Raw genomic sequence first — 26,445 nt, forward strand, 5'->3', positions numbered from 1 at the left:
ACCATGCTTGCATGAGTTCGTATGCCGAACTGCACTGCCTGTCCGATTTCTCCTTCGGTCGCGGCGCATCCAGCGCGGGCGAACTGTTCGAACGCGCGAAGGCCTGCGGCTATGCCGCGCTGGCGATCACCGACGAATGCTCGCTGGCCGGCATCGTGCGCGCGTACGAGGCATCGCGCGAAACCGGCATGAAGTTGATCGTGGGCGCCGAGTTCCAGCTCGACGATGGACCGAAGCTGGTGCTGCTGTGCGAAAACCGGCAGGGCTATACGGCGCTCTGCGGCCTGATCACGCGCGGGCGTCGTGCCTCGAAAAAAGGAACCTATCGGCTGACTCGAGCCGACTTGGACGATGGCCTGCCGGGTACGCTGGCGCTGTGGTCGCCCGGGCCGCAACCCGATATCGCGCAGGGTCGCTGGGTGCGCGCGACCTTCGACAATCGCGCGTGGCTCGCGGTGGAACTGCATCGGGGTCCCGATGACGCGGCGCGCCTGCGCGATCTGCAGGCGCTGGGTCGTGCACTGGATCTGCCGCTGGTGGCCGGCGGCGACGTGCACATGCACGTGCGCCGCCGGCTGGCGCTGCAGCACACGCTCACCGCGATCCGCCATCGCGTGCCGATCGCCGAGGCGGGCGCGCTGATCTTCCGCAACGGCGAACGGCACCTGCGCCGGCGCGATGTGCTGGCGGCGATCTATCCTGCGGCACTGATGCACGAAAGCATGCGCATCGCCGAGCGCTGCGCGTTCGACATGGCGGACCTTCGTTACGACTATCCAAAGGAACTGGTGCCCGACGGACATACCCCCGCCAGCTGGCTGCGCCACCTTGCCGAGGAGGGTCTGCGCTGGCGTTGGCCCGGGGGCGCCAGCGAAAAAGTACGCCGGCTGGTCGATGACGAACTGGCATTGATCGAACTGAAGGAGTACGAACCGTTCTTCCTCACCGTGCACGACATCGTCCGTTTCGCGCGCAGCGAGGGCATCCTCTGCCAGGGCCGCGGCTCGGCCGCCAACTCCGCCGTGTGCTTCGCGCTAGGCGTGACCGAGGTGGATCCGGAAATCAACAACCTGCTGGTGGCGCGCTTCATCAGCGAGGACCGCGACGAGCCGCCCGACATCGACGTCGATTTCGAACACGAGCGGCGCGAAGAGGTGATCCAGTACATCTACCGGAAGTATGGACGCGAGCGTGCCGCGCTGGCCGCCACCGTCATCTGCTATCGCGGCCGCAGCGCGGTGCGCGACGTGGCCAAGGCGCTCGGCCTTCCATTGGACCAGGTCGACCAGCTCAGTGACATCTTCGCGCGCGGCTGGGGCGACAGCAGCGCCGAGGAACGGCTGCGCGAACAGGGCTTCGATCCGGACAGCCCGATCATCCGCCGCGTGCTGAAGCTGACCCATGAGCTGCTCGGCATGCCGCGGCACCTGTCGCAGCACGTCGGCGGCTTCGTGATTTCCAGCGTGCCCCTGCACGAGATGGTGCCGGTGGAAAACGCGGCGATGCCGGATCGCACCATCATCCAGTGGGACAAGGACGACCTGGACACCATGCGCATGCTGAAGGTTGATTGCCTGGCGCTGGGCATGCTGACCTGCCTGCGCAAATGTTTCGGCTTGCTGGCCAGCGAACACGACGTCGTCAAGACGATCGCGACGATCGAGCCGGACGACGACGATACGTACGCGATGATCCAGAAAGCCGACACCGTCGGCGTGTTCCAGATCGAAAGTCGTGCGCAGATGGCGATGCTGCCGCGGCATCGGCCGGCGAATTTCTACGACCTGGTGATCCAGGTGGCGATCGTGCGGCCCGGCCCGATCCAGGGCGACATGGTGCATCCGTACCTGCGGCGTCGGAATGGCGAAGAGCCAGTGGTATATCCGTCGCAGGCTTTCAAGGGTGTACTGGAACGCACGCTCGGCGTGCCGCTGTTCCAGGAACAGGTGATGAAACTGGCCATGGTGGCCGCCGACTTCAGCGCCGGCGAGGCCGACAAATTGCGCCGCTCGATGGCCGCGTGGAAGCGGCATGGCGGGCTGGAGCCGCATCGCGAAAAGCTGATGCAGGGCATGTTGAAGAATGGCTACACGACGGAATTCGCGGCGCGCATCTTCGAGCAGATCAAGGGTTTCGGTTCCTACGGTTTTCCCGAATCGCACGCGGCCAGCTTCGCGAACCTCGTCTACGCCTCGTGCTGGCTGAAATGCCATTACCCGGCGGCGTTCGCCTGTGCGCTGCTCAACTCGCAGCCGATGGGTTTCTATGCCCCGGCCCAGATCGTGCAGGACGTACAGCGTCATCGCGTGGCCGTGCATCCGGTCGACGTGCGATACAGCGACTGGGATTGCACGCTGGAAACCGACCCGCGCGGCGCAGTGGATTCGCGTGCGATCCGGCTGGGCCTGCGCATGGTGCGTGGATTTTCCGAAGCCGCGGCGCTGCGCCTGATGGCGGCGCGCGGGCAACGCGCCTTCGCCGACATCACCGACCTGTGCGCACGCGCCGGTCTCGATCGCCGGCATCAGGCTCTGCTGGCGGATGCGGCCGCGTTGCGCGGGCTGGCCGGTCATCGCCATCGCGCGCGTTGGGCCATCGCCGGTATCGAGGCGCAGCTGCCGTTGTTCGGCATGGACAGTCCGGCCGAAACGGCCGTCGCGCTGCCGCTGCCTACGCAGGCCGAGGACACGCTGGCGGACTATGCGCGACTCGGGCTCAGTCTCGGGCCGCATCCGCTGCGGCAGATCCGCGCCCGCTTGCGCGCGGCCCGCTGCATCGATGCAAGGGTGTTGCGCACGCGGCCGCACAACAGCCGCGTGCGGGTGGCCGGATTGGTGACGTCGCGCCAGCAGCCGCAGACGGCCAGCGGCATCATCTTCCTGACTCTCGAGGACGAACATGGCCTGGTCAACGTGGTGGTGTGGCGGCACGTGGCCGAAGCGCAGCGCCGCGCATTGATCGAGGCGCGCCTGCTGGCGGTGGAGGGCCAGTGGGAACATGTGGATGGCGTCAGCCACCTGATCGCGCATCGTCTCCAGGACCTGACGCCACTGCTGGGTGCGCTGGATGCGCGGTCGCGGGATTTCCACTGAGCCGGAAAACTCTGTAGGAGCGACTTCAGTCGCGATGGCTCTGCAGGCCCCACAAAAACTCCAGAGCATCGCGACTGAAGTCGCTCCCACAGCGGAAATTCCATCGCCTAACCGGGCAGGCTACGTTCCGTCGCGCAATGGCCCGCCGTCCTCCGGCGAGGGGCTGTGCTGGGGTTCGGGGTTGCGCGGCATCGGCGGAGGCTCCGGTGCGTGGCCGCCGCGTTCCAGCTCGCCGCGCCAGCGCGGCAGGGCTTCGGGATGATTGGCCTGGACATAGGCGATGAGTCCTTCGCGCACATGGCAACGCAAATCCCATCCGCGGCCGGAGTCGGAGGAGCTGACCAGCGCGCGCAACTGCATGGCGTGTTCGTTGGCGTCGGTGACCTGCAGCACGCAGACGCGGCCATCCCATTCCGGCGCCTCGCGGCACAGCCGCTGCAGTTCCTTGCGCAACGGCGCCAACGGCATGCGGTAGTCCAGCATCAGGAACACCGTGCCGATCAGCTGCGAGCCGGTGCGCGTCCAGTTCTGGAACGGGTTCTCGATGAACCAGTTCAGCGGCACCACCAGCCGCCGTTCGTCCCAGATGCGCACCACCACATAGCTGCCGGTGATCTCCTCGATGCGGCCCCATTCGCCTTCGATGATCACCACGTCGTCCAGCCGGATCGGCTGGGTCAGCGCAATCTGCAGGCCGGCGATCAGGTTGCTCAGCACCGGCTTGGCGGCCAGCCCGATCGCCAGTCCGGCCACGCCCGCAGAGGCCAGCAGGCTGGCGCCGAGCTGGCGCACGCCGGGAATCGTCAGCAGGATGATCGACATGCCGATGACGATCACGATGACATCGGCGGTGCGTCCGAGCACGCGCACTTGGGTCACCACGCGGCGTGCCTGCAGGTTGTCGGCCACGTCCATCGGATAGCGCCGGATGGCCGCCCCTTCGAACGCGCCGATGCAACGCACCACCAGCCAGGTGCCGACCGCCAGCAAGGCGATCCGCAACAGGTGTTGCAGCATGGCGAATGGCGCGGAGGTGGTCGGCGGCCATGTGTGCAAGGCAATCGTCACCGTCAGCAGCGGCAGCAGCCATTCCATCGGCGCACTGGCGCGACCCATGATGTCCGCTGCCACCGGATGCGTTTTCGCCAACCGCCGCCGCAATGCATGGGCGCCGGTGCGAAGCACCAACGCCAGCAGCAATCCGGTGATCACCGCCGACCCGAGCCGTATCCATACGTCGTGCTGCCACAGTGTGGAAAACTCATGCACCATGTGTTGCAGTCTGCCGCAGGCGATGTGGACAGGATGTCGGTCCGTTCACGGCGCCGTGAACGCGGCCGGGTGTCAGCCTTGCGGGCCGGTGGTCGCCGGTGAATCGGAATCGGTCGGACGGGCTTCCTGATGGGTGGCGCCGAGATAGAACCCGGTGGCCAGGATCGCGATCAGCGCGAGCAACAGGAACCAGAAGGCCAGCCGGCGCGGGCGCTTCATGACGAGGTGTTCGTGTCGCCGCCAAGCCCGGCCAGCGCGGCCGCGATCTCGCGCAAGTCGGTGACCAGTTCGGCATAGGCCGCATCACGCCGATCCGCGCGCGGCATCCGCAACACCGCCGACGGATGCCAGGTGGCAAAGCCGCGGACGCCTTCGCCCATGTCGCGCCATTCACCGCGCTGCAAGGTGATGCGGAATGCATCGCCGAACAGTGTCTGCGCGGCCATTGCGCCGAGACCGACCACCAGCCGCGGTTGCACGCGCAACAACTCCGCCGCGAGCCATTGTCGGCAGGCGGCCTGCTCCGAGGCATTCGCGCGCTTGTGCAGTTTCGCCTTGCCGCGTACTTCGTACTTGAAGTGCTTGACCGTGTTGGTGAGGTAGAGCGTGCTGCGATCGAGGCCTGCCTCGACCATGGCCTTGTCCAGCAAGTGGCCGGCGGGGCCGACGAACGGTTCGCCCGCCAGGTCTTCCTGCGCGCCCGGCTGTTCGCCGATCAGCATCGCCGCCGCGTGTGCAGGGCCCTTGCCAAACACCGTGCGAGTTGCCCCTCGCCACAACGGACAGTCGCGGCAGCCAGCAGCCTTGCGACGCAGCGTCGCAAGGCTGCCTGCGGGAATAGTCCCCGCAGGCTTGGCTAGCGGAACCGTGGCATGGACATCCATCGATCACATCAATGAAACACGCCCAGCAACCACAGCACGATGACGATGACGAGGATGAGGCCCAGCCCACCCATCGGACGATAGCCCCAGGAGCGGCTGTAGCCCCATGTCGGCAAGGCACCGATCAGCAACAGCACCAGCACGATGACGATCAACAGTGAAAGTGACATGTTCGTTTTCCTTTTGGACGAAGATTCGGAGCCGTTACAAATGACCGCAACTTCGCGCGTGAGCTGCCAGCGCGACCACCGCACGATCGCAATCTGCCGGTGCACGGGCCGTCAACGCCAAGCTCCGGTCACGACATGCTCACGACGAACTGACGCCGACTGCATGCGCGAGGGACGAAGATGGGTCTTTGTTCAGCGGAGCGCATCATGTCCTCACCCGATTTGACTGGCCTGCGGGTCGCCATTCTCGCCACCGACGGCTATGAACAGTCCGAGCTCACCGAGCCAAAGCGCCTGCTGGAACAGGCCGGCGTGCAGACGGACGTGATCGCACCCGGTGGCGCCACGCAGATCCGCGGCTGGCACAAGAAGGACTGGGGCGATGCGGTGAAAGTGGACGTGGCGCTGCGGGACGCGCGCGTCGACGACTACGACGCGCTGGTGTTGCCTGGCGGCGTGATGAACCCGGACAAACTGCGGCTGGAACCGGCGGCGATCGCCCTGATCAAGGCGTTCGACGATGCCGGAAAGCCGCTCGCGGCGATCTGCCACGGACCGTGGACGCTGATCGATGCCGGCTTGGTCAAGAACCGCAAGGTCACCTCGTGGCCTTCGTTGCGCAGGGATCTGGAAAATGCCGGCGCGCAATGGCAGGACAGCGAGGTCGTGCGCGACGGCCAGCTGATCACCAGCCGCAAGCCGGACGACATTCCGGCGTTTGCCGCCACCATCATCGACGCGCTGGCCAGTGCTTCGATGTAGCGAGCCTTCCGTATGCGGTGCTTCGGCACGCCACTTCAGCCCGATTTCTCCATCAAGTCATCCAGCCCCTGCCGCACCTCGTCAATCCCGGCCCACGGATCCGAGCGCAACCGCGCCAGCCGTTTCGGCGCGGAGCGGATGTCGAAATCGTGTCCGCTCTTCAACTTGCCCAGTTCGCTCCAGCGCAGCGGCATGGCGACCGGTGCGCCGCTGCGCGCGCGCAACGAATACGAGGCCACGCTGGTCGCGCCACGGCTGTTGCGCAGGTAGTCCACGTAGATCACGCCGTTGCGTTGCGACTTGCTGGCGGTCGCGATGAATTCCAGCGGATGCGCCTGCGCCATCGTGCTGGCAAACGCATGTGCGAAATCCTTCACCTGCGGCCATGGACAAGCGGGGTTGAGCGGCACCACCACGTGCAGCCCCTTGCCGCCGGTGGTGCGCAGGAATGATTCAAGGCCCAACTGCGCGAGCAGCTTGCGTACCAGTCGCGCGGCGGCCACGACGCGATCCCAGGCGACACCGTCGCCGGGGTCCAGATCGAACACCACGCGATCGGCCAGGTCCGGTTGTTGGACGGTTGCACCCCAGGGGTGGAATTCCAGCACGCCGAACTGCACCAGCTCGATCACCGAGTCGGCATTCAGCGGGTAAATGTAGGTCGCCTGCGCGCCGGATTCCTCTTTGAGCCTGGCGCTGCCCACGTGCTTCAGTCCCTGGATCATGTGCTTCTGGAAGAAGCACGCCTTCGCCGTGCCTTCGGGACAACGGATCACCGAAGTGGGCCGGTCGACCACGCCGGGCAGGAACCACTTCATCACGCTGGCGTAGTAATCGGCCACGTCCTGCTTGGTGTATCCGTCGTCGGGAAACACCACGCGATCGGGATGAGTGATCGTGATGGCCTCTGGCTTCGCTCTGGCGGATTTTCGGCGCGTTGCCGCGGGCTTGCCGCGCGGCGTGGGCTCAGCGCGGTCCGAATCGGCCAGGTCGGCGGCGGTCTTGTCGGTACGCATGGTCTTCAGGCTCGGTTGGCGCAACAGGTTCTTGTTGCCGATGCCGCGGTAATACACCTCGGCAACGGCGACTGGCTTCACCCATCTCGCGTCGCGCAGCAACGGGTCGATCGCGGTGAGTTTCGCGGTGGGTTTGCGGCTGCCCTTGCCGGCGATCGTCTTGCCGAGTTGCCGCAGCTGCTCGTCGGAGAAACCGGTGCCGACGCGGCCGACATAGACCCAGCCGTTGGCCACGTCCGGGTCGGGCCGGGCCAGCAACAGCGAGCCGAACCCGTGGCGACTGCCCTTCGGCGGCGTATAGCCGACCACCGCGAACTCGTCGCTTTCCAGCCGCTTGATCTTCAGCCAGTCGTCGCCGCGACCGGCGTGATAAGCGGAGTCGACGCGTTTGGAAACGATGCCCTCCAGTTGCTCCTCGGTGGCCATCCGGAACGCGCCTTCGCCGTCGCCGATCGCGTGCGTGCTGAAGGCCAGGTGCTTCGGCGCATGTGCCAGCAACTGCTGCAACAGCTGCTTGCGTTGCAGCAGGCCGACCCGTGTCAGGTCGCTTCCTTCGAAGTAGGGCAGGTCGAACAACATGTAGACCAGCGGCAGTTGCGCCTCGCCCGACAACGTCTGCTGCAGAGCGTTGAAGTCGCTGTGGCCATGCGCATCCAGTGCGATCAGCTCGCCGTCCAGCCGCGCCGAGTGCAGTCCCAGCGATGCCAGCGACTGCGCGATGTCCGGCAAGCGATGGTTCCATGGCAACGCATTGCGCGACCACAAGTTCAACTCGCCATCGGCAATCGCGGCGAGGATGCGATAGCCGTCCCATTTCACCTCGTGCAGCCACTGCTCGCCCTCTGGCGGAGACTCGCGCAGGCGGGCCAGTTCCGGCTTGAAGAAATCGCTGCTGGCAGGCGCCGCCCGGGCGCCGGCCAGCGCGGCAGCGGCTCGCGCCAGTTGCGCCCGTGGGGTCTTTTTTTCCTGCGGAACCGGCTTCTTGCGGGCCGTCGATTTCTTCGCCGCGGCCTTCGTCGCCGGCGTCTTCGCGGCGGCACGGGTGCTGCGGGTCATTTTCGCGTCGAGCAGATCATCGGCCTCGACGTCGCCGGCGAACGCATCCTTCGCCTTGATCAGGAACCACGACGGCTGGCGCTCCTTGCGGCCGCTGCGCACCAGGTGCCAGCCGCCCTTGAGCCGCTGGCCGAACAATTCGAAGCGCAGATGACCTTTCTGCAATTGGGCTTCGGCGTCGCCGGTCGTGGTCCACACGCCGGCGTCGAACCGGTCGACGTGACCCTTGCCGTAACCGTGCTCGATGTCACCCTCGAAACTGGCGTAGGACACCGGATGATCCTCCACCTCGACCGCCAGCCGCTTGACCTGCGGGTCGTAGCTAGGCCCCTTGGGCACCGCCCAGCTCTTCAGCACGTCGCCGACCTGCAGGCGAAAGTCGAAGTGGCGGCGGCTGGCGTGATGCAGCTGCACCACGAAGATCGCGCGCTGGTCCGGCGCTACGCCGTCATCGGCAGCCGGTTCGCGCGTCTTCGAGAAATCGCGTTTGCGCTGGTAGTCCCGCAGGCTGTTCATGGCTCAGGGGGTGGGGCCGCCCATCACCGGCAATACCGCGCCGGTGATGTAGCTCGCGCACGAAGGGGCGGCGAGAAAGACATAGGCGGGTGCGAGTTCCTCCGGCTGCGCCGGCCGGCCCATCGCACTGGACTGGCCGAACTCGCGCACCCTTTCCGCCGGCTGGTCGGCCGGATTCAGCGGTGTCCATACCGGGCCAGGCGCCACCGCATTCACGCGGATGCCGCGCGACACCATGCTGGCAGCCAGCGCCTTGGTAAACGCGTGGATGCCACCCTTGGTCATCGAGTAATCCAGCAGCCGGTCATTGCCGAACAGGCCGGTTTCCGAACCGGTGTTGATGATCGAGCAGCCGCTGCCAAGATGCGGTGAGGCGGCCCTGGCCATCTGGAAATAGCCGTACAGATTGGTGCGCAGGGTTTCGTCGAAATGCTTGTCGGTAATGTCCTCGATCGACTCGGCGTGTTCCTGGAACGCGGCGTTGTTGACCAGCACCGAGAGCTTGCCGAACTCCTTGACCGTCCTGGCGACCGCCTCGCGGCAGAACGCGGGATCCCTGACGTCGCCGGGGATCAGCAGGCAGCGCTGGCCTTCGGCTTCCACGTAGTCGCGAGTCTCCTTCGCGTCGGAGTGCTCGCAGAGGTAGACGATGGCCACGTCGGCACCTTCGCGGGCAAACAACACCGCGACGGCACGACCGATGCCCGAATCGCCGCCGGTGATCAGGGCCGTCATGCCAGCCAGTTTGCCGCTGCCGGCATAGGTCGGCGCCAGGAACTGTGGACGTGGATCCAGATCGCGTTCCAAACCCGGCTTTTTCTGGTGCTGGGCGGGCAGCGGATTTTCCGGCTTCCCGGTTTTTTTTGCTGCCGATTTCTTCGACGAGGCGCGTTTTCTCAATTTTGCCTGCGCATCGTCGCGTTCGATGGTGGACTGGATGGCGCGCTGGCGCTTGACTGTCGCACTGGTCGTGCGGGGACCGTTGGTGGAGGGCATGTCGCAGCTCCGTCGTGGACTCCGCCGCACCCTAGCCGGCACCGCGTGCGCCGCGGGTGAAGCATGGCCATGGCGGTTTTGACAACACGTCCACATCGAAATCGGAATAGTCGCCGGACGGGGATCCTCTTCACTGCCGGAGATCTGCCATGCCTGAAGAAAAGACGCGCCGCGCAGCGGCCAGGGACAAGAAGGAAGGGAAGGCTCCCAGCACCCAGGCTGGCGAATACGTGCACGAGGAAATCGAACACGTGCGCGAAGGCAAACACGGCGCGCGATCGACCAAACAGGCCATCGCGATCGGCCTGTCCAAGGCGCGCCGCGCCGGGGTGAAGGTGCCGGCCGGCAAGAACGCCAGCAAGTCGACGAAGAAGAAGGCCGCGCACGACGAAGCCGCTTCGAACGATCGCCACAAGCCCGCGGCGAAGCGCTCGCGCGCGACCACCAAGGCGTTGAAGAAGGAAGGGCACAAGGCGACGTCGAAATCGGCGTTGTCCGCCCAGGCGAAGAAGAGCGCTTCCAAACGCAGCGCGGGTTCGCGGTCGGCGGCAGCCAAGAAGGCAGCGCATACCAAAGGTGCGGCCGGCCGCTCCGCGGCGGCAAAGAAGGCGGCGAAGACCCGCGCGAGAAACGCATCCTGATCGCAGCTCCACTGCGGGAGAACCCACGCCATGGCACGTCCCATCTGGACCGGAACACTCTCGTTCGGCCTGCTCAATGTTCCCGTGTCGCTGATGTCGGGCGAGCGCAGCGTCGATCTGCATTTCCGCATGCTGGACAGCCGCAGCAACACCCCCGTGCGCTATGAACGCGTGAATGCGGAAACCGGCGAGGAAGTGCCGTGGAAGGAAATCGTCAAGGCGTTCGAGTATCAGAAGGGCAGCTACGTCGTGCTGGAGCCGGAGGATATCAAGTCGGCCGCTTCGGAGGGACGTGAAGCGGTCGAGGTCAAGGCCTTCGTCGAGGCGGATTCGATCGGCGTCGAATACTACGAGAAGCCCTATGTGCTGGTGCCCGGCAAGAAGGCGGAGAAAGGCTACGTGCTGCTGCGCGAAACGCTCAAGCGCACCGGCAAGGTCGGTATCGCACGGGTGGTGATCCGCACGCGCGAATACCTGTCGGCGGTGATGCCGCGCGGCCATGCACTGATCCTGATGCTGCTGCGTTATCCGCAGGAGCTGGTCGACGTGGACGACTACAAGATCCCCCAGGGCGCGGCAACGGAATACCGCATTTCGCCGAAAGAGATCGACATGGCCGAACAGTTGATCGCTTCGATGAGCGACGAGTGGAAGCCCGAGGATTACCGCGACGAGTTCCGCGACCGTCTGCGCAAGGTCATCGAAAAGCGCATGAAATCCAAGGGCGTGGTCACGCCGCCGGCCGAAGATGAAGCCGACATGCCGGAAAACGCCGCCACCAACGTGGTGGATTTCATGGCTTTGCTGCAGCAGAGCCTCGCCAGCAAGAAACGCACGCCGGCGAAGAGCTCCGCGGCGAAGCCGACGCGCAAGACGGCGGCAAAGAAAAAGGCTGCGCCGAAGAAAAAGACGCCGGCGAAGAAGACCGCCAAACGCGCACCTGCCCGCAAGGCCGGCTGAGCCGGCTGACGCCGCGAGAAGATCAGTCCGGCTCGCCGCGCCGCAATGCTTCCTCGACAATGCAGTCGGAGTGACCGCAGGCACATTCCGCGTCGGCGTCCGTTTTCGCCGCTTGCTCGCGGCACTGGTCGCTGCAGAATGTCTGTGCGTTGCTGACCTTGCAGCCACAGCCAGGGTGCGCACACGGTTCGCTGGGAAGTGCGGTATTCATCGTGGGTCTTTCCTCTCCGGGTTCGCTATGTCGCCGGTCCGGGGCATCGCATTCATCGGCTGCCGTCGCTCGCTACGGATGCGTAGCGAGCGACGGCCAGGATCATTCGGCCGCGTGGAACGCCTTCTTGATGTCGCGCATCTGGTCGTGGCCGTTGCGCACCGAGGTGTAGACATCGGCGATCACCGACGCGGTGGACGGTGATACATCCTTGTCCTTCATGGCGTCCTCGAACTTCGCCTTGATGTGGTCCTCTCCGCGCTCGACCTCGTCCACGACCGCCTTGTTGTCGGCCGAGGTAAGGCTGGTGCGCAGGTTGACGAACATGCGATGGGCGGAGGCGAGTACGGTGCCATCGTCCTCCGGCTTGCCTCCGAGCGAGCGAACGCATTGCTGCAATGTCGACGCCACTGTGCGGCGTTCGCCGGAACGTGCGCGAAACAGCGAGATCAGCTGCTCGCTCTTGGCATCCTTGGCGGCTTCGGCGTAGCCGTCCGCGCTGTCCAGCGTGGTTTCGATCAGGCTGTTGAGTGTGCTGATGTCATGCTTGTTGTTCATCTGGTGCTCTCCTTGGGAATCCCGGTGGGTAACCGTGGTTGGGCAGGGAATTGCGCCTGAAAACAGTAGATGGCAGCGAGCGTGACGGGCGCGACACGGATTTGTTCAAGCGTGCGGCGTGCATTCATGTCGCCGTTGAAACACGGCTTGTCCCCATGCGGGGAATGCCCCGTCCGTCCTCACGCATTGGTCACCGGGCGGTCGCGAAAATCGCGACAGCAGTGGCAGCAGGAGCGAACATGAAGACTCGCCATGTATTCAGCACCCGCGACGTCGACGCCGCCGAAACTGCCGTCAATGCGCTGCGCCAGGCCGGCATACCGTACGACGACGTCTCGCTGATCGCGCGACATGACGTGGAGAATCTGCAGATCCCCGATGAACAGCAGGATTCCGGCGACGACTTCGGCCACGGCGGCATGAAGGGCGTGCTGGCGGGCGGCGGAAGCGGCTTGCTGGTGGGACTCGTCGCCATCGCGGTACCGGCACTGGGTCTCACGCTGGCCGGTGCCGCCGCGATGACGCTGGTCGGTGCGGCGGTAGGCGGCTGGGTAGGCATGCTTACAGGGACTGCCGAGCCCAGTCCGGTGAGGCGCCGGTTCGAAGCCGAGATCGAAGCGGGACGCGTGCTCGTCGTCGTCGACGGCGAGCCCGACACGCTCGCCGTTGCCGATGCAGCCATGCTTGTCGTCGACGCCACGCCGCTGCCGTTCCACGCGCACACGGTGATGTCCTGATCGGCACCATGGCAACCCGTATGCCCTCGCCGCATTCGTGATGCGGCGCGTCCACCTCGCGAAGACGGCGCCTGGACAACACTCCGAACGCGCCGGATTTCCCGGCAAGCTACGGAGAACAAGATGGGCAACACCAACCTTCCCCAATTCGGTGCCGCCGGCGTCAAGAACAGCAGGGACACCCTGAGCGGCGAGCAGCAACTCACGCAAGACGAGCGCAAGGCGGCCGGCATCGGTCCGTCGCCAGGCCGTCCAAAAAACGCGCCCGAGCGCATTCCCGGTCAGCAGCGCGACCCTGACGATGCCGACGATGTGGAAGGCGGAGCGGATGACCGGGAAAAGCGCGACCACGATAACGACGTCGAGCGGCCCGGCGAGACAGGGCAGCCGGAAGATGTCACCGGCAGCGAACCCGTTGCAGCTTTCGGCGGACATGCCAATACGGGGCATTCGCCGTCTGGCGCCACCTGAGCCGTTGGCGGGCAGCTGACCGGCGCATGCAGCAACTGGTCCGGCAACTTCTGCGTCGACGAGGCGTCCGGCTCGCGTTTGAGCGTGCAATTCATGCCCAATGCACGAAGTGCCGACGATGCTCGTTCGCCTTGATTCATCATGGTGGGCGCCCGTGCAGTGTGCGGCGGCCAGGCGTGGCGGACACGTCGTGGTGCGCCGATGACGATCAGGCGAGGCAGGTATTGTTTTGGACGATGAGGTGGGCTATCCGCGCTTTGCCAGTCGAGGGCGCACGTTCGTCTACGTGCTGCCGTGCCGCGAGACGGACATCCTGAAGGTGGGTTTCTCGCGCGATCCGCTGGATCGCCTGCGCACGTTGCATCGTCGCTTCTTCGAGTTTTTCGATCTGGATCGGGGCCTGCTGATCGAAACCGATCATCTGCGCGACGCGCGTCGCATCGAACGCCTGTTCATCACCACTTTCGCCGGGGACAGGGCGCCGGCGCCGCTGGTGGTCAGACAGTCGGCGGCCGGGTACACGGAGTGGTTTCGTGGTGTGTCGCCAGCGGTGGAAGCGTTGGCGCGCCAAGTCTGCGCGGAGCAGGGCTATCCGCTGCATGCGCCGCTCGGTGCGTGGCTGCGCGAGCGCTTGAACGACAGCAGCGGGTTGCTGTACGACTGGTCGGCCCGGATGCTCGACATGATCGAGTACGCACGTTTCAACGTCGCCCCGGAACCGGGCTGGCGGCTCGGCGAAAAAGCGCTACGCGACGCCCTCGACGCCTGTGCGGCGCTGGGCCTGGAACTGCGGGCGCTGGTGCCAGCGGCGGTATTTGCCTGGTATCACGGCGATGGTCATTTCGGGTCGGGTTGAACGCGGCGTGGCTGTTCCATCCGCTGGCCCTCGTCGCGCGCGGCCGCGCACTGCGCATGGCCACACTGGCAACCTTCCTGCTGATCCGACAGCGGCGACTCCACCCGCTTGCGACAGTGCTCGCTGCAATAGGCTTCGCCGGCCGTCGTCGTGCAGGTACAGGCGGGGTGGGCGCATCGCGGGTCGATGGCTGTGTTCATTTGATGGCTCCGGTGACGACCGCAAGGTGGTGCCGCCCAAGGAAACCCGACGCCAGGCGAATTTGACGTGATCTTCCATCGCGTGGATGCGTCAGCCCCGCACGTCCGCCGATCCGCGGGCCTTGAGCCGCGCCTGGCGCCACGCCATCAACGGCGGCGTGGTGATCCCGTGCACGACCACGCTCAGGGCGACCAGGGTCAGCACGAAGTTGGCCAGCAGTGACGCCTGCGGGCCGTCGAGTCCGTGGGTGATCGCATAAGCCAGATAGTTCAGGCTGCCGATGCCGCGGACGCCCAGCCAGCCGATCAGCAGACGCCGTGCGAGCGGGACGCCCGACCCCATCGTGGCCAGGTGGACCGCGAGCGGACGGACGATCACGAAAAGCAGCAGCGCGACCAACATGCCGGTGGGATGCCAGTAGCTCGCGAAGGCCGCACCCAACAGCAACACCAGTGCCGCGGCGATCAGCCGCTCGAGCGTTTCGCCGAAGGAAATCGCATCGGAGACGACCATGCCGACCGAGGCGGCAGGTTCTCTCGCATCCTCGGCGGTGCGATCGTTCGGGTTGACCAATAACTCCGCCGGTGGATGTGTCGCGTCGTGCCGGTCGTCGTCCCGGATGCGCGGGTGCGGATGGCGCTTGACCACATGAAGCTCGGCGTGACGCAGCCCGACCCCGGCGGCAAACGCCGCAAGGAAGCCGGAGGCGGAAAGCGCCTGCGCCGCCGAGTACGAAATCGCCATCAGTGCGAGCGCGAGAAAATCGCTGGGCGCGATGTCCCTGCTTTGCGTCTTCAGCCAGGCGCCCACCCGGCCGATGGCCCAGCCCAGGACGAAGCCGATACCAAGCCCGCCAGCCAGCGACCAGACGAAATCCACCCCGAGCCAGTGTGCGACGTCGGCGGTGGCGACATGTCCATCGAGCAGGAGCAGGGCCAGTCCGACAAAGGGAAGCGCGGTACCGTCGTTGAGACCGGCTTCCCCTGAAAGCGCTATGCGCAGCTCGTCGCGATCGTCGGCGTCGTTCACCGCCACCATGCTTGCCAGCACCGGGTCGGTGGGTGCGGCGATCGCCCCCAGCAGGAGCGCCAGCGGCCACGGCAGCGCGAACGCCCAATGCGCAATCATGCACACCCCGGCCACCGTCAACACCATCGCCGGCAGCGCCAGGCGGCACGCCATGCGCCATCCCGGTGCGCGAAAACCCATGCGCAGTTTCAGTCCAGTCATGAACAGCGAAATGACCAGCGCGATCGTGGTTATCCGGGCAATGCCGACGGCGTGGCCGACGACGTCGATGTGCAGCAAACCGAGCGCCCACGGGCCGGCCACGATGCCGGCGACCAGATACAGGGTGAAGGTGGTCATCGGCAGCTGGCGGATCCAGCCCGATGCCATCGACATGAGCAAGAGCAGGCCACCGATTGAAGCGATCCATCCGACAAAACCCATCGAGTTCGCCTTTCGAAATGCCCGGCGATGATGCGGCAGTGCGGATGAAATCCGCGGCAAGCCGTCCAGGTGCATCGCTCAAATGCAGGAGCTTCGCTGCGTCAGGCTGCCTCGTGGCGTGTCAGGACCTCCTCGGTAAAGCGTTCCGGCAGCCTTGCGCCGGTATCCGCCCAGGGGAGTCGCGCCTCCACGCCGTCGTGGCGGGTAGGCTCGAGTTCGGCCGCACGATCGAATGCGCCGACCATCAGCGCAAGGCGGTTGTCGCGATCGTGGCGGAGCAGCAGTGGCGTGCCGCATTCGGAACAAAAGCCGCGTTCGGCCATGCTCGACGAACGCAGGATGCGTGGCCGTCCGCGTGTCCAGATGACGTCGCCGGTATCGAACCATGCCAGCACCGCGAACGCGCTGCCGGTGGCCCGGCGGCACATGCTGCAGTGGCAGTAGTGCACTTCGATCGGGGGCCCTTCGGCCTCGAAGTGGATCCGTCCGCACAGGCAGCCGCCGAGATAGGTCATGTGTGCGAGGCTCCCGTCGTCGACGCCTGCAATGCCGCCGCCAGCGCCGCGTCACCGTTGAGCAGGTCGACCCAGCTCAGGGTCACGCCGTTGCGGCGCCCTTTCTCGGAAAGCTTCAATCCGGTCGGGTCGATCGTCAGCGTGAACGTCTTGCCGGCAACGTCCAGCTCTCGCCGCAATGGTCGATCGAGTCTGGTCATGATGGGGCCTCGAATCAGTCGCGGCTGGCCGCGGGAAGGTGTCTTGCAGCAACCTTCGGGATCGGCGTTCGCCGGTCGAAGGACATTCGCGTCGATGGCGGCCCGTCCCGGCGCCCGGGAGTCGAAGATACCCATTCGCCGTGAAGCGGAGGTCAGTCCTTCGACAACGGGAAATCACATCCGCTTGCGCGGTGGTCGGGCATTTTTCGACGGATCGGAAAATTGGGCGTGGCGCCGCCTTCATGGAACGCGCATGATCGGTTTTGCAGAATCCCGAAGTCAGGTTCTTACCTGCCCATACATCAGGTTCGAGAGGCTGTGATGGCAGAGCTTGAGAATGCGCATGGAAGTCCCGCGGACGCGAATTCGGCGTCACTGGGCGAGTTTGGCCATTCCCTGCTGGAGGCCATGCCGTCGGCAGCCTGGGTGTGCGATGCCGACGGACTGATCGTGGCGTGCAACGCGGGCGCCAGGCAATGGTGGGGCGACGCCCTGCGCACGGGTTCGCGTGCGGAGCAGCTTTTGTGCCCCCTGCTGCCGAGTCGCTCCGACAGCGTGCAGGAGTCTTGCGCGGAAACCCCGCTGGCGCAGGTCCTGCGCAGCGGGCAGCCGATATGCGGAATCGAGGTCGGCATTGCCTTGGCGCCGGGCGGGCCACGCAGGGCTCGCGGCGCCATCTCGCCGCTGACGGACAGCACGGGTGCGCTGTGGGGCGTGCTCGGCAGCTTTCAGCCCGAGGAGTCGACGGATGATCTGGAGGATCTGTTCGAGAACGGCGCCGTGGGCATGCACTTCGTGGCTCCGGATGGAACGATATTGCGCGCCAACGAGGCCGAGCTGGATCTGCTTGGCTATCAACGGGACGAATACATCGGCCACCACATCGACGAATTCCACGCCGACCCGGAGGTGTTGTCGGACATCATGCAGCGCCTTGCCGCAGGTCAATCGCTGGACAAATACCCGGCGCGGCTGATCGGACGGGACGGCTGTATCCGGCACGTGCAGATCAGTTCCAGCGGCCGTTTTCGCGAAGGCAACTTCGTGCATACCCGCTGCTTCACGGTGGACGTTACCGAACAGAAGCGCCTGGTCGAGGCCACCCAGGCGAGCGAACGGCTTGCGCACCAGTTGCTGCAGGCACTGCCGGCGGCGATCTATACCACCGACGCGAACGGCCGCATCACGTTCTACAACGAAGCGGCGGTTGAATTCTCCGGGCGGCGCCCGGCGCCGGGAGACGAGTGGGGCTCGGTCTGGAAGCTTTTTCATCTCGATGGCACGCCGCTTCCGCCTGACGAATGCCCGATAGCCATTGCCATCCGCGAAGCGCGGCCGGTGCATGGCGAGGAGGTGCTCGCCGAGCGGCCGGATGGCAGTCGGATCGCCTTCGCGGCCTATCCGACACCGCTGTTCGACGACGAGGGCGTCATGACCGGCGTGGTGAACATGCTGGTGGACGTCACCGAACGCAAGAAAATCGAACGCGCGTTGCAGAAGCTCAACACATCGCTGGAGCAGCGCATCGCCAAACGTACGCGCGTGGCTGAAACCGCGTTCATGGAACTGCACAGGAGCGAGCGAAACTTCGAGCTGCTGGTGGGCGCCATCGTCGACTATGCGATCTACATGGTCGATCCGCAGGGCAACATCAGCAACTGGAATACCGGTGCCGAACGCCTCATGGGTTATCGCGCAGAAGAAATCGTTGGCAGGCATTTTTCCTGCTTCTACACGCCGGAAGATTGCGCACGCGGCATGCCGAACGAGGCGTTGCAGGCCGCACTTGCCGAAGGTCGCCATGACATGGAGGGCTGGCGCGTACGCAAGGACGGCAGCCGTTTCTGGGCCAGCGCGGTGACCGATCCGATCATCGATGACGGCGCGCTGATCGGCTTCGCCAAGATCACCCACGACATCACCGAGCGGATGGAGAGCGGCGTGGCGCTGGTCGAGAGCGAGCGCCGCGCCCGCGGCGTGATCGACACCGCGCTGGACGGCTTCGTGCAACTGGACGAAGCCTGCCTGGTGGTCGAGTGGAACCCGCAAGCGCAGGCGATGTTCGGCTGGCCGCGCCGCGACGTACTGGGCCAGCCGCTGGAGGCGCTCATCATCGCTCCGGAGGATCGGTCGCGCTTTGCCGACAGTCTGCCTCCGCACACGCGCGACACATCCCGCGGCCGCAACAGGCAGATCGAGGCGATTACCCGTGACGGACGAAAGCTTCCGGTGGAGCTGAGCATCAGCACGCTGCCGTTGACGAGGGGGCACTGCTTCAACGTGTTCCTGCGGGATCTCAGCGAAAAGAACTCGATCGAGGCGCAACTGCGCCAGTCGCAGAAGATGGAGGCGGTCGGCCAGCTTACCGGTGGCCTCGCGCATGATTTCAACAACCTTCTGCAGGGCATCATGGGTTCGCTCGACCTGATCCAGCTGCGGATCGAGTCGGGTCGCACGACTGACCTGGACCGCTTCATCAACGGCGCGCTGACCTCGGCCAATCACGCCGCTGCGTTGACCCATCGCCTGCTGGCGTTCTCCCGTCGCCAACCGCTGGACCCGCACGCAGTGTCGGTCAACGCGCTGGTGGCTTCGATGCGTGACCTGATCAAGCGCACGATGGGCGAGAAGGTCCAACTGGAATTCGAGCTGGACGGAAATCTGTGGTCCGCGCTGTGCGACCCGAACCAGCTGGAAAGCGCCGTGCTCAACCTCGCGATCAACGCGCGCGACGCGATGCCCGGCGGCGGCCGGTTGATCATCCGCACCCGCAATATCGATCTCGATGAGGTCAGGGCGGCACCCAGGGGCATGGTCAGCGGGCCGTATGTCTGCATCGAGGTGGTCGATACCGGCATCGGCATGCCGGCGGATGTCATCGAGCGCGCCTTCGATCCGTTCTTCACCACCAAGCCGGCAGGGAAGGGTACGGGATTGGGCCTGTCGATGGTCTACGGTTTCGCGCGGCAGTCGAACGGCTATTGCGATATCCGCAGCACCCCTGGCGAGGGGACTACGGTCAGGCTCTATCTGCCACGGCACCAGGCGGTCGCTGGCACCGGCATCGAGCCGGTGGTCGCGCCGACACCCATGCCGACACCCGTGCCGACGGCGGCCCACGGCGAGGTGGTGCTTGTGGTGGAGGACGAGGCGGTGGTGCGCGAAGTGGTCGTTGCGGTGCTGCAGCAGCTCGGTTACCGGGCACTGGAAGCCACCGACGGAAAGACGGGACTGAAAATGCTCCACTCGAGCGAGCCCATCGAGCTGGTTGTTTCGGACATCGGATTGCCGGACATCAACGGCCGCTTGCTGGCCGACGCGGTGCGCGAGGTGCGGCCGGGGCTGAAAATCCTGCTGATGACCGGCTATGCATCAGAGGCGGCCGTGGCCGGCGGGTTCCTTGCGCCGGGCATGGAGTTGATCACCAAGCCCTTCACCGTGGAGGCGCTGGCAAAGCGCATGCGCGACATGATCGAGAATTCTGTCTCGACCACCCGGCAGGGGACGGAGGATCCTCGGTGACACGATGCCGGCGACGCAAGTAACGGAAAACGTTCGAGGCAAAGAGCCCTGCGGCAGCGAAACCTTGCGATCCTGGCGATTGCTGTCTGGGAGCCGGGGCATTGGAAATTCAAGCGACTTCTACCGACAAGGCTCCTCGCGCGGTACCGGAGCGTTCAGCAGCTCTCGCACTATCTGCCTGAGCGTCTTGAGGTCCAGCGGTTTCAGCACGGTGCGGACCTGCGGAAATTCCCGCGCGAGTTCGGCTTGATCACGGCCGGACATCACCACAAACGGAACGCCGCGCGCCAGCAAGGCGAGTACCACCGGCCTGCTGGTTTCGCCGCGCAATTCCATGTCGATCAATGCAGCGTCGAACTCGCTGGCCTCGATCTCGGCCAGGGCGTCGGGGAGGTTCAGGTTGACCAGTGCATTCACGCCCATGTCGCACAAGGCGTCTTCCACCACCATGGCTACGACCGGATCGTCCTCGACGACGAGTACACGACTTTTCCCTTTTCCCTGTGTCGACATACAGATGCACCCCATCCAGAGTCCGGTGGTTTCCGGGAAGTCTATGCTTTATGCGTAACAAAGAAGTGTCATCAGGTTGAAGCTGGACTTCGGCCGATGGTTTCGCCTCCCCCGATCCGCCCCCGCAGATCCTCCGTCGGCTCTGCGGGGCTGGCCATCGGCGAGCTCCAGCGGAGCCTGATCGCAGTGGCTGATGGTATGGACGACGAAGCCAGGCCAGCACGCTGGCCCGTCGAGGCATCGCCCGTTCTCCATTCTTCGAGCCGCGATCTTGCCAGGCGAGGCCGTTGGATAGCTTGCCGGCGAACGATGCCTTCGATGCCATGCGCTTGCGCAGTCACCGAGCCCGGCGCCGGCGTTCTCGGGGATCCACACGCGCGCCACTGCAGTTATGGCGACGGTCGATCGCGCTGACGGCCGCCAGCAACGCCCGGCGGCCATAGGGCTTGGGCAGGAACACCGCATCAATGCCTTGCGCGGCAATCGCGCCCTCGAGATCGCCGGAAATCATGATGATCGGGATGTTCAGGCCTCGGCGTCGAATCTCCAGCGCCATCGTGACTCCGCTTCTGCCACGCCCCAGACAAATATCGGCGACGATCAGGTCAATGCCGGGGGGGCAGTCTATTGCGGCGAGCGCCGTCGCGGCATCGTACGCCTCGATCACTTCATATCCTTGCGAGAGCAACAGAAGGCCTGTGATCTCGCGCGTGTCGGGATCGTCCTCCACCAGCAATATTCGGGTGTTGGCTGCCATGCGGATTGCCTTGTGCGTCCGTTCTCGTTGTTGTTACCTGCGCAGCGATCAATGGCCATGCAACAACTGCGGTCTCACTCTTGAAATTCGAAAACTTCACAAAGACCCCACTTGAGTCCTTGATTTAACTGCAATTACGTGATGGCGTCGTGAAATGCACCGTTCTGCGTTTAGCTTTTTTCGTAGACGGAACCGACATGGGCTCTTAACCCCGGTCTGCACATGCTGAAACGCCACGACAGAGGCGAGGCGCCATGAGCAGCAACGACCGCAAAGACCCCAGCCATCCGGACGAGAAGAATCCATCCAGGGCTCCCGAAACCGCGGAGGAACGAGCGCGGCGCAAGAAGAACGAGAGCGACAACCAGGATGAGGCGCTGGACGAGACATTTCCGGCCAGCGACCCGGTCTCGCCGTTCATACCGTCCAAGCCTCCCGAATCCGATTGAATGCCCGGCCGCGGGCGCCGACGGAAACCTTCCATGCGAATCCTGGCCGCCATCGCGAAAAATACAGCAAGCGTTTTACAGCCCGGCGACGGCGGCCCTTTGACAACAGTCTTTTTCGCCTGACGAAAAAGGCCACCCGGTGAATGAAGTACCCGTTGCTACACGCAACGCTGTGCCTTTCATGGAGCCAGGACGAAAAAACCGGCCTCGTGGGCCGGTTTCCTCGATCTATTGGTGGGCGGTACAAGGATCGAACTTGTGACACCTGCCGTGTGAAGGCAGTGCTCTACCGCTGAGCTAACCGCCCGCCGGAAACGCGAGATTCTAGGGGGAGTCGCCGGGCGGGTCAATGGTTGTGCATGCCGAACGGCCCGTCGAACGGTGGGAGCCGCGCGGAGGTTGCTAGACTCTGCGGCTTCCCATACGCCGATGTGCCCGACCATGGATTTTTTCTCCACCCACTTTGCCCACATCCTGCATGCGCTGCAGCAGTTCCATCTGACACCATGGAAGATGGTCGGTTATGCCGGCACGCTGATGTTCACCAGCCGCTGGTTCGTGCAGCTGTACTACACGCGCAAGTACAAGCGCGTGGTGATGCCGCTGTCGTTCTGGTGGCTGTCGGTGTTCGGAAGCATGCTTTTGCTGGCGTACTTCATCGTGGGCAAGAACGATTCGGTGGGCATTCTCTCGAACTTCTTTCCGGTATTCGTTTCGGTCTACAACCTGATCGTGCACCTGCGCCACCGCAAGAACAGCATTACCGGCGACGCCACGGTCTGACGGGTGCGCTCCTGCAGGTGATGCGCGGTTATTCGGGTTCGTAATCCAGGTTCGATGCGAGCCAGCGTTCGGCTTCGGCGAGGGACCATCCCTTGCGTCGGGCGTAGTCCTCGACCTGGTCCTTGCCGAGACGGCCGACCACGAAATACTGGCTGTCCGGGTGCGAGTAGTACCAGCCGGAGACCGCGGCGGCCGGGTACATCGAGAAGCCTTCGGTGAGTTCGATGCCGGTGTTTTTCGTGACGTCCAGCAGTTGGAACAGGGTGGCTTTCTCGGTGTGTTCGGGGCAGGCGGGATAGCCGGGGGCGGGGCGGATGCCGCGGTATTTCTCGGCGATCAGCGCGTCGTTGTCGAGCGACTCGTCCGGCACGAAACCCCAGAATTCCTTGCGCACGCGCTCGTGCATGTGTTCGGCGAACGCTTCGGCGAGGCGGTCGGCCAAGGCCTTGAGGATGATCGAAGAGTAGTCGTCGTAGTCGGCCTGGAAGCGGGCCAGGTGTTCCTCGATGCCGAGGCCGGCGGTGACCGCGAAGCCGCCGATCCAGTCGGGTTTGTCGAATTCCTTCGGCGTGATGAAGTCGGCGAGGCAGAGGTTGGGGCGCTCGGGTGGCTTGTCGGCCTGCTGGCGCAGGCTGCACAGCCTGGCGAGCCGCGTGGTGCGGCCGGTGTCGGTGTAGACCTCGACGTCGTCGCCGATGTTGGCGGCCGGCCACAGGCCGATCACGGCGCGGGCGGTCAGCCACTTCTCGGCGATGATCCTGTCCATCATCGCCTGCGCATCCTTGAACAGCGCGCTGGCCTGCGGGCCGACCACCTCGTCGGTGAGGATGGCGGGGTAGTGGCCGGCCAGTTCCCAGGCCTGGAAGAACGGGGTCCAGTCGATATAGCGACGGATCGTGGCGAGGTCGTAGTCGTGAAATACGGTGACGCCCGGCCGGTTCGGTTGCGGCGGATCGTAGGCCGCCCAATCGCAACTGAAGCGGTGTGCGCGCGCATGTTCCAGCGATACCAGTTTCTTGCCGGGGCCGCGATTGCGGTGGCGCTCGCGCACGTCGGCGTATTCGAGACGGATTTTTTCGAGGAACGCCTCGACCAGATCCTTGCTGACCAGCGACTGCGCCACGCCGACCGCGCGCGAGGCGTCCTTCACCCAGACGCATCCCGCCTTGTAGTGCGGCTCGATCTTCAGCGCGGTGTGCGCGCGCGAGGTGGTGGCGCCGCCGATCAGCAGCGGGATGTGGAAGTCCTGCCGCTGCATCTCGCGGGCGACCTGGCCCATTTCCTCCAGCGACGGCGTGATCAGGCCGGACAGGCCGATCATGTCGGCGTTCTCGGCGATCGCGGTTTCCAGGATCTTCTGCGCCGGCACCATCACGCCGAGGTCGATCACCTCGAAGTTGTTGCAGCGGAGCACCACCGCGACGATGTTCTTGCCGATGTCGTGCACGTCGCCCTTGACCGTGGCCATCACGATCTTGCCGTTGTTCTTGCCGGTGTCGCCGGTGCGCAGCTTTTCCGCCTCGATGTAGGGCAGCAGGTAGGCTACGGCTTTCTTCATCACGCGGGCGGACTTGACCACCTGCGGCAGGAACATCTTGCCGGCGCCGAACAGGTCGCCGACCACGTTCATGCCGTCCATCAGCGGGCCTTCGATGACGTCGAGCGGACGCGTGGACATCTGGCGCGCCTCTTCGGTGTCCTCGACCACGAACTGGTCGATCCCGTGCACCAGCGCATGGCTGAGCCGCTCGCGCACGTCCTTCTCGCGCCAGGCCAGCGTCTCGACCTCGGCCGCGCCGCGCTTGCCCTTGTAGTTGTCGGCGATCTCCAGCAGGCGCTCGGTGGCGTCCTCGCGGCGGTTCAGCACCACGTCCTCGACGCGCTCGCGCAGCGGCGGGTCGATGTCGTCCATGATCGTCAGCGCACCGGCGTTGACGATGCCCATGTCCATGCCGGCGCGGATCGCGTGGTACAGGAACACCGAGTGGATCGCCTCGCGCACGACGTTGTTGCCGCGGAACGAGAACGACACGTTGGAGACGCCACCGGAGATGTGGCAGTCGGGGAAACGCCGCTTCAGCTCGCGCGTGGCCTCGATGAAATCCACCGCGTAGTTGTTGTGTTCCTCGATGCCGGTGGCGATGGCGAAGATGTTCGGGTCGAAGATGATGTCTTCGGGCAGGAAGTCGAGTTCCTTCGTCAGCAGCTCGTAGGCACGCGCGCAGATCGACACCTTGCGTTCGCAGGTATCGGCCTGGCCTTGTTCGTCGAACGCCATCACCACGGCGGCGGCGCCGTACTGCTGCACCTTGCGTGCCTGTTCGAGGAAGGCCGCCTCGCCTTCCTTCATCGAGATCGAGTTGACGATGCCCTTGCCCTGCAGGCAGCGCAGGCCGGCCTCGATCACCGTCCACTTGGACGAGTCGATCATGAACGGCACGCGGGCGATGTCGGGTTCGGACGAGATCAGGTTCACGAAGCGGGTCATCGCCGCCTCGGAGTCGATCAGGCCCTCGTCCATGTTGATGTCGATCACCTGCGCGCCATTGGCAACCTGCTGGCGGGCGACTTCGACGGCCTCGTCGTAGCGGTCTTCCTTGATCAGCTTCTTGAACTGCGCCGAGCCGGTGACGTTGGTGCGTTCGCCGACGTTGATGAACAAGAGGTCGGGCGTGATGACCAGCGGTTCGAGGCCGGACAGGCGGGTATGACGTGCCATTTATGCGGCCTCCGCTTGGTCGGCGGAGGGCAATACACGCGGTGCGAAGTTGTGCACCGCTTCGGCGATCGCCCTGATGTGCGCCGGCGTGGTGCCGCAGCAACCGCCGACCAGGTTCAGCAGGCCGTCGCGGGCGAAGCCGCCGATCACGCTGGCCATGTGTTCGGGGGTCTCGTCGTATTCGCCGAACGCGTTGGGCAGGCCCGCGTTCGGATGCGTGCTGACGTAGGTCTCGGCGAGGTTGGCCAGGGTTTGCACGTGCGGGCGCAGGTCCTCGGCGCCGAGCGCGCAGTTGAAGCCGACCGACAACGGCCGCGCGTGGCGCACCGAGTAGTAGAACGCTTCGGCCGTCTGGCCGGACAGGGTGCGCCCGGAACGGTCGGTGATGGTGCCGGAGATCATCACCGGCATCCGTGCGCCGCGCCGATGGAACAGCTCGCTCAGCGCGAACAGCGCCGCCTTGGCGTTGAGGGTGTCGAAGATCGTCTCGACCATCAGTACGTCGGCGCCGCCCTCGATCAGGCCGTCGGCGGATTCGGAGTAATTTTCGGCCAGTTCCTCGAACGTGACGTTGCGGAAGCCCGGATCGTTGACGTCCGGCGACAGCGAAGCGGTGCGGCTGGTGGGGCCGAGCACGCCGATCACGAAGCGCGGCTTTTCCGGCGTTTTCGCGGTCATCGCGTCGCAGGCGGCGCGGGCGAGACGAGCGCCGGCGAGGTTCAGCTCGTGCGCCAGATGCTGCAGCTTGTAATCGGACTGGCTGATGCGGGTGGAGTTGAAGGTGTTCGTTTCGATCAAGTCGGCGCCGGCTTCCAGGTAGGCATCGTGCACGCCGCGGATGATCTCCGGTTTGGTCAGCGACAGCAGGTCGTTGTTGCCCTTGAGGTCGCAGCCGCCGGGGTGGGCATGATTGTCGTGGACCTGCGCATGGCCATCGTGGCCATGCTCGAACCGCGCGCCGCGAAAGCCCTCTTCGTCCAGCTCATGCGCCTGCAGCATGGTGCCCATGCCGCCGTCGAGGATCAGGATGCGCTGACGCAGCGCCTGCTCCAGCAGGGCGACGCGATCGGGGTGGAGCCAGGGCAGGGTACTCATGGAGTGTTCTCGAATCGACGTGTATTTGCGTGAAGATCGGT

25 protein-coding genes and 1 tRNA gene are annotated in these 26,445 nt (G+C 65.0%); 10 read left to right on the top strand and 16 right to left on the bottom strand.

The window, feature by feature from the left end; translation table 11 throughout:
• The first annotated feature begins 11 nt into the window (after positions 1 to 11).
• On the top strand, positions 12 to 3,092 hold the full coding sequence (locus CIW53_RS09305) for an error-prone DNA polymerase (protein ID WP_149364435.1): 3,081 nt from the start codon (positions 12 to 14) through the stop codon (positions 3,090 to 3,092).
• A 120-nt stretch (positions 3,093 to 3,212) separates the two neighbouring features.
• On the opposite strand, the gene CIW53_RS09310 is transcribed toward CIW53_RS09305, so the two are convergent.
• From CIW53_RS09310 to CIW53_RS09320, 4 genes are all read right to left on the bottom strand, one after another.
• Positions 3,213 to 4,364, bottom strand: a complete 1,152-nt coding sequence (locus CIW53_RS09310; protein WP_149364436.1) for a mechanosensitive ion channel domain-containing protein — start codon at positions 4,362 to 4,364, stop codon at positions 3,213 to 3,215.
• Positions 4,365 to 4,436: 72 nt separating this feature from the next.
• Positions 4,437 to 4,583: a hypothetical protein gene (locus CIW53_RS17660; RefSeq protein WP_172969628.1), complete on the bottom strand. Its 147-nt coding sequence runs from the start codon at positions 4,581 to 4,583 to the stop codon at positions 4,437 to 4,439.
• The gene (locus CIW53_RS09315) at positions 4,580 to 5,248 is read right to left on the bottom strand and encodes a UdgX family uracil-DNA binding protein (RefSeq protein WP_149364437.1); all 669 of its coding nucleotides are present in this window, start codon (positions 5,246 to 5,248) and stop codon (positions 4,580 to 4,582) included. The genes CIW53_RS17660 and CIW53_RS09315 overlap by 4 nt, the downstream gene beginning before the upstream one ends.
• An 8-nt stretch (positions 5,249 to 5,256) precedes the next feature.
• Positions 5,257 to 5,418, bottom strand: coding sequence for a DUF3309 domain-containing protein (locus CIW53_RS09320; RefSeq protein ID WP_149364438.1), 162 nt, complete (start codon positions 5,416 to 5,418; stop codon positions 5,257 to 5,259).
• A gap of 207 nt (positions 5,419 to 5,625) precedes the next feature.
• Here CIW53_RS09320 and CIW53_RS09325 point away from each other — a divergent pair, with 207 nt between their 5' ends.
• Positions 5,626 to 6,180: a type 1 glutamine amidotransferase domain-containing protein gene (locus CIW53_RS09325; RefSeq protein ID WP_149364439.1), complete on the top strand. Its 555-nt coding sequence runs from the start codon at positions 5,626 to 5,628 to the stop codon at positions 6,178 to 6,180.
• 35 nt (positions 6,181 to 6,215) lie between these two features.
• Here CIW53_RS09325 and ligD read toward each other — a convergent pair whose 3' ends face one another.
• Together ligD and CIW53_RS09335 are read right to left on the bottom strand one after the other, a co-directional pair.
• Positions 6,216 to 8,768: a DNA ligase D gene (gene ligD, locus CIW53_RS09330; RefSeq protein ID WP_149364440.1), complete on the bottom strand. Its 2,553-nt coding sequence runs from the start codon at positions 8,766 to 8,768 to the stop codon at positions 6,216 to 6,218.
• Between the two features lie 3 nt (positions 8,769 to 8,771).
• The gene (locus CIW53_RS09335; RefSeq protein ID WP_149364441.1) at positions 8,772 to 9,764 is read right to left on the bottom strand and encodes an SDR family oxidoreductase; all 993 of its coding nucleotides are present in this window, start codon (positions 9,762 to 9,764) and stop codon (positions 8,772 to 8,774) included.
• Between the two features lie 149 nt (positions 9,765 to 9,913).
• On the opposite strand from CIW53_RS09335, the gene CIW53_RS09340 reads away from it, so the two are divergent.
• Entirely contained in the window at positions 9,914 to 10,405 is a 492-nt protein-coding gene (locus tag CIW53_RS09340) for a DUF6496 domain-containing protein (protein ID WP_149364442.1), read from the top strand.
• Positions 10,406 to 10,435: 30 nt separating this feature from the next.
• A complete protein-coding gene (locus tag CIW53_RS09345) occupies positions 10,436 to 11,365 on the top strand; it encodes a Ku protein (RefSeq protein WP_149364443.1) in 930 nt (309 codons plus the stop codon).
• Between the two features lie 313 nt (positions 11,366 to 11,678).
• On the opposite strand, the gene CIW53_RS09355 is transcribed toward CIW53_RS09345, so the two are convergent.
• Positions 11,679 to 12,134 carry a PA2169 family four-helix-bundle protein gene (locus CIW53_RS09355; RefSeq protein ID WP_149364445.1) on the bottom strand — a complete coding sequence of 152 codons (456 nt, stop codon included), beginning with the start codon at positions 12,132 to 12,134 and terminating at the stop codon, positions 11,679 to 11,681.
• A gap of 239 nt (positions 12,135 to 12,373) precedes the next feature.
• On the opposite strand from CIW53_RS09355, the gene CIW53_RS09360 reads away from it, so the two are divergent.
• From CIW53_RS09360 to CIW53_RS09370, 3 genes are all read left to right on the top strand, one after another.
• The gene (locus CIW53_RS09360) at positions 12,374 to 12,871 is read left to right on the top strand and encodes a hypothetical protein (protein ID WP_149364446.1); all 498 of its coding nucleotides are present in this window, start codon (positions 12,374 to 12,376) and stop codon (positions 12,869 to 12,871) included.
• Between the two features lie 123 nt (positions 12,872 to 12,994).
• Positions 12,995 to 13,342 (top strand): hypothetical protein, encoded by a 348-nt coding sequence (locus CIW53_RS09365; protein WP_149364447.1) that lies wholly within the window; start codon positions 12,995 to 12,997, stop codon positions 13,340 to 13,342.
• 229 nt (positions 13,343 to 13,571) lie between these two features.
• Positions 13,572 to 14,198: a GIY-YIG nuclease family protein gene (locus tag CIW53_RS09370; RefSeq protein ID WP_242451837.1), complete on the top strand. Its 627-nt coding sequence runs from the start codon at positions 13,572 to 13,574 to the stop codon at positions 14,196 to 14,198.
• Here CIW53_RS09370 and CIW53_RS09375 read toward each other — a convergent pair.
• The 4 genes from CIW53_RS09375 to CIW53_RS09390 form a co-directional block, all read right to left on the bottom strand.
• Positions 14,180 to 14,398 carry a hypothetical protein gene (locus CIW53_RS09375; protein ID WP_149364449.1) on the bottom strand — a complete coding sequence of 73 codons (219 nt, stop codon included), beginning with the start codon at positions 14,396 to 14,398 and terminating at the stop codon, positions 14,180 to 14,182. The genes CIW53_RS09370 and CIW53_RS09375 overlap by 19 nt on opposite strands.
• A 91-nt stretch (positions 14,399 to 14,489) precedes the next feature.
• Positions 14,490 to 15,803, bottom strand: coding sequence for a cation:proton antiporter (locus CIW53_RS09380; protein ID WP_242451838.1), 1,314 nt, complete (start codon positions 15,801 to 15,803; stop codon positions 14,490 to 14,492).
• 149 nt (positions 15,804 to 15,952) lie between these two features.
• The gene (locus tag CIW53_RS09385) at positions 15,953 to 16,366 is read right to left on the bottom strand and encodes a GFA family protein (protein WP_149364451.1); all 414 of its coding nucleotides are present in this window, start codon (positions 16,364 to 16,366) and stop codon (positions 15,953 to 15,955) included.
• Positions 16,363 to 16,566, bottom strand: coding sequence for a hypothetical protein (locus tag CIW53_RS09390; RefSeq protein WP_149364452.1), 204 nt, complete (start codon positions 16,564 to 16,566; stop codon positions 16,363 to 16,365). Before CIW53_RS09390 ends, CIW53_RS09385 begins: the two co-directional genes overlap by 4 nt.
• A 321-nt stretch (positions 16,567 to 16,887) precedes the next feature.
• Between CIW53_RS09390 and CIW53_RS09395 the strand changes: the two genes are divergently transcribed.
• Positions 16,888 to 20,088, top strand: coding sequence for a PAS domain S-box protein (locus CIW53_RS09395; RefSeq protein WP_149364453.1), 3,201 nt, complete (start codon positions 16,888 to 16,890; stop codon positions 20,086 to 20,088).
• Positions 20,089 to 20,208: 120 nt separating this feature from the next.
• Here CIW53_RS09395 and CIW53_RS09400 read toward each other — a convergent pair whose 3' ends face one another.
• Both CIW53_RS09400 and CIW53_RS09405 read right to left on the bottom strand, forming a co-directional pair.
• Positions 20,209 to 20,601, bottom strand: a complete 393-nt coding sequence (locus CIW53_RS09400) for a response regulator (RefSeq protein ID WP_149364454.1) — start codon at positions 20,599 to 20,601, stop codon at positions 20,209 to 20,211.
• A 337-nt stretch (positions 20,602 to 20,938) separates the two neighbouring features.
• Positions 20,939 to 21,358, bottom strand: coding sequence for a response regulator (locus CIW53_RS09405; RefSeq protein WP_149364455.1), 420 nt, complete (start codon positions 21,356 to 21,358; stop codon positions 20,939 to 20,941).
• 254 nt (positions 21,359 to 21,612) lie between these two features.
• Here CIW53_RS09405 and CIW53_RS09410 point away from each other — a divergent pair, with 254 nt between their 5' ends.
• Positions 21,613 to 21,807 (top strand): hypothetical protein, encoded by a 195-nt coding sequence (locus CIW53_RS09410; protein ID WP_149364456.1) that lies wholly within the window; start codon positions 21,613 to 21,615, stop codon positions 21,805 to 21,807.
• 232 nt (positions 21,808 to 22,039) lie between these two features.
• Here the strand turns inward: CIW53_RS09410 and CIW53_RS09415 are convergent.
• A tRNA-Val gene (locus tag CIW53_RS09415) sits at positions 22,040 to 22,114 on the bottom strand.
• Between the two features lie 134 nt (positions 22,115 to 22,248).
• On the opposite strand from CIW53_RS09415, the gene CIW53_RS09420 reads away from it, so the two are divergent.
• On the top strand, positions 22,249 to 22,590 hold the full coding sequence (locus CIW53_RS09420) for a lipid-A-disaccharide synthase N-terminal domain-containing protein (protein WP_149364457.1): 342 nt from the start codon (positions 22,249 to 22,251) through the stop codon (positions 22,588 to 22,590).
• A gap of 28 nt (positions 22,591 to 22,618) precedes the next feature.
• Here the strand turns inward: CIW53_RS09420 and metH are convergent, their stop codons facing one another.
• Both metH and CIW53_RS09430 read right to left on the bottom strand, forming a co-directional pair.
• On the bottom strand, positions 22,619 to 25,309 hold the full coding sequence (metH, locus tag CIW53_RS09425; protein ID WP_149364458.1) for a methionine synthase: 2,691 nt from the start codon (positions 25,307 to 25,309) through the stop codon (positions 22,619 to 22,621).
• Positions 25,310 to 26,404 carry a homocysteine S-methyltransferase family protein gene (locus tag CIW53_RS09430; RefSeq protein ID WP_149364459.1) on the bottom strand — a complete coding sequence of 365 codons (1,095 nt, stop codon included), beginning with the start codon at positions 26,402 to 26,404 and terminating at the stop codon, positions 25,310 to 25,312.
• Positions 26,405 to 26,445: the final 41 nt, after the last annotated feature.

Source organism: Rhodanobacter sp. T12-5 (assembly GCF_008329435.1).
Classification (GTDB): Bacteria; Pseudomonadota; Gammaproteobacteria; order Xanthomonadales; family Rhodanobacteraceae; genus Rhodanobacter.